At 40.9% G+C, this 1,776-nt stretch carries 3 protein-coding genes; 1 reads left to right on the top strand and 2 read right to left on the bottom strand.

Features of this window, described 5'->3' with window-relative positions:
* Positions 1-189: 189 nt before the first annotated feature.
* Positions 190-744, bottom strand: coding sequence for a hypothetical protein (locus CWM53_RS20255; RefSeq protein ID WP_100699020.1), 555 nt, complete (start codon positions 742-744; stop codon positions 190-192).
* Between the two features lie 406 nt (positions 745-1,150).
* Between CWM53_RS20255 and CWM53_RS31250 the strand changes: the two genes are divergently transcribed.
* Complete coding sequence (locus tag CWM53_RS31250; RefSeq protein ID WP_165785106.1) at positions 1,151-1,345, top strand: hypothetical protein; 195 nt, start codon at positions 1,151-1,153, stop codon at positions 1,343-1,345.
* A gap of 105 nt (positions 1,346-1,450) precedes the next feature.
* Here CWM53_RS31250 and hha read toward each other — a convergent pair whose 3' ends face one another.
* Positions 1,451-1,654, bottom strand: coding sequence for a hemolysin expression modulator Hha (hha, locus tag CWM53_RS20245; protein ID WP_032736982.1), 204 nt, complete (start codon positions 1,652-1,654; stop codon positions 1,451-1,453).
* Positions 1,655-1,776: the final 122 nt, after the last annotated feature.

Below are 1,776 nucleotides of genomic sequence, written 5' to 3'. Positions count from 1 at the left end.
ATCATTATATCTGGCATCCTGTGACGCGGGCTGTAGGGAATGTGAAAAGCCAAGAGGGTGAGCTCATAAAGCCCGCTAGGTGAATGATCTGCGCTGCAGGGCTGGAATCTCATACAATTAGCTTTCATCCCTGTTGTGCATTTGCTGCAGTTTAACCTACATGTGCGGATTTGAGAACCGAGCCCAATCTTAGGAAGATGTATTGCTAAGATACATATCCATAAATACATAGTTCCATATTTTAAGGCTCATAGTTGACAATATAATAAATAAGATATGTTTTGTTTTCTCATCACCATTTAACTTATCTATTCTATCCTTCTGATTAGAATACAATGATGAATATATATTTTCTTTTAAATTGATATTATCAGATGCAGTGATAAGTTCTTGTATCGTTTTATCATTTATGGGGTTTTCATTGATATTATGCGCAAAAATATTCCTAATTCTGTTTAGTAATTTTGCTGCTTTATAGATTTCCATCGGGAGACCGATATTTTTGGCAAATGTGAGCTTTGAGTTTGTTGAAAAACTTGCATCTTTAAAAACTGATGTACCGTTCCCGATTTTATGATTAACCCAGTTTTCTATTATGTATTCATTATAAAGATGATATGTGATTACTTGCACTATTACTGGGCTGGAAAAATTAATATCTTCAAGTGCTTTTGGTCGCTTTGACTCTTCACAGAATGCCTTAAATCGTTCCATACCTTCTTGAGTACTGAATCTCGTAGCCATAAAACTAGTTCTCCCTTTTCGAAACTGTTTTGTCATCAATGCATAGCAGCTCTGCTGCTGTATAGATCATACCGAACGATAGCAGAAAATCATCAAAAGAAACGGCTGAACAACAACCGGTGAGCAGATACTCTCGAGGATAACCTTAACCCTGTTGATCTCTTTCAAAGTAAACACTCATGAGCATCCTACGCTCATGATATGTCTCCCGGTAGTTGCAACGGTCCAATGAGGTTTACCATAACGCGAACATCTCAATTTAGCTGCTACAGCACAACTGCGCTTAATGCGTTTTATGTTAAATATCAATCACTTGAATTATTAATTTATCATGTGTCGATGTGTTTGTCGTGTCGTGACAGCAAAATCATGGATGTCACCCACTAACGAGGTAAGGACTAAGGCCATGAACAAAACAGCACATGAAGTACAGACCTGCTGGCTTGAGAGCCGGCAGCCTAATGAGCGTAACGGTAATGAAGCGGAAAAATTTTCGGATGAGTCTTGGAAGAAGAGTCTGCGGCTGGATAAAAGCCCGTCTGTACACTATCAACTTCTGATGGAAACCATCCGCTGGACGCGGATCCCGCAGCCAAAGTGAAGTCCTCTGTCGGTCTCCACTATTATCGCTACCGGGTAAGCTGTCAGGCATGACCCGGTTTAAAGATTTTTGAAGTGCCAGCAGTAACTTATAAGGTCACCAATCCTATTTCACAAATTTCCAGACACCTGGCGGTACCCGGTCATACAACTTTCCCATAGTCAGTTCTGCCAGTCGGTGATCGACAGCTGCATTAAAGGGTTCCAGTTCGTCGTCGGTCAGATCGTATTTGTTTTTTTCTATCACTTTTTCAAGCGTGTTTCTGGAAATACAGCGTCTGAGGCGTAACAGCCATTCCTGTCTGGTCATGTAATTTCTGCAATAGCACCGGGAAGAAGTCGCTTATCTTAAGTGGTACGCTTCAGAGCTGTCTATGAGGCAACTCCGTGTTCCGACAGAACAGGATGGGAAGCAGTTAATTCAGCCCGTTA

The sequence above is a fragment of the Klebsiella sp. A-Nf5 genome (assembly GCF_002810545.1).
Taxonomy (GTDB): Bacteria; Pseudomonadota; Gammaproteobacteria; order Enterobacterales; family Enterobacteriaceae; genus Klebsiella; species Klebsiella variicola.
This window is presented reverse-complemented; position numbering and strand designations above follow the sequence as displayed.

Coding starts and splice junctions, on each gene's coding strand:
- CWM53_RS20255 (WP_100699020.1), bottom strand. CDS start 744: ATGGCTACGAGATTCAGTACTCAAGAAGGTATGGAACGATTTAAGGCA.
- CWM53_RS31250 (WP_165785106.1), top strand. CDS start 1,151: ATGAACAAAACAGCACATGAAGTACAGACCTGCTGGCTTGAGAGCCGG.
- hha (WP_032736982.1), bottom strand. CDS start 1,654: ATGACCAGACAGGAATGGCTGTTACGCCTCAGACGCTGTATTTCCAGA.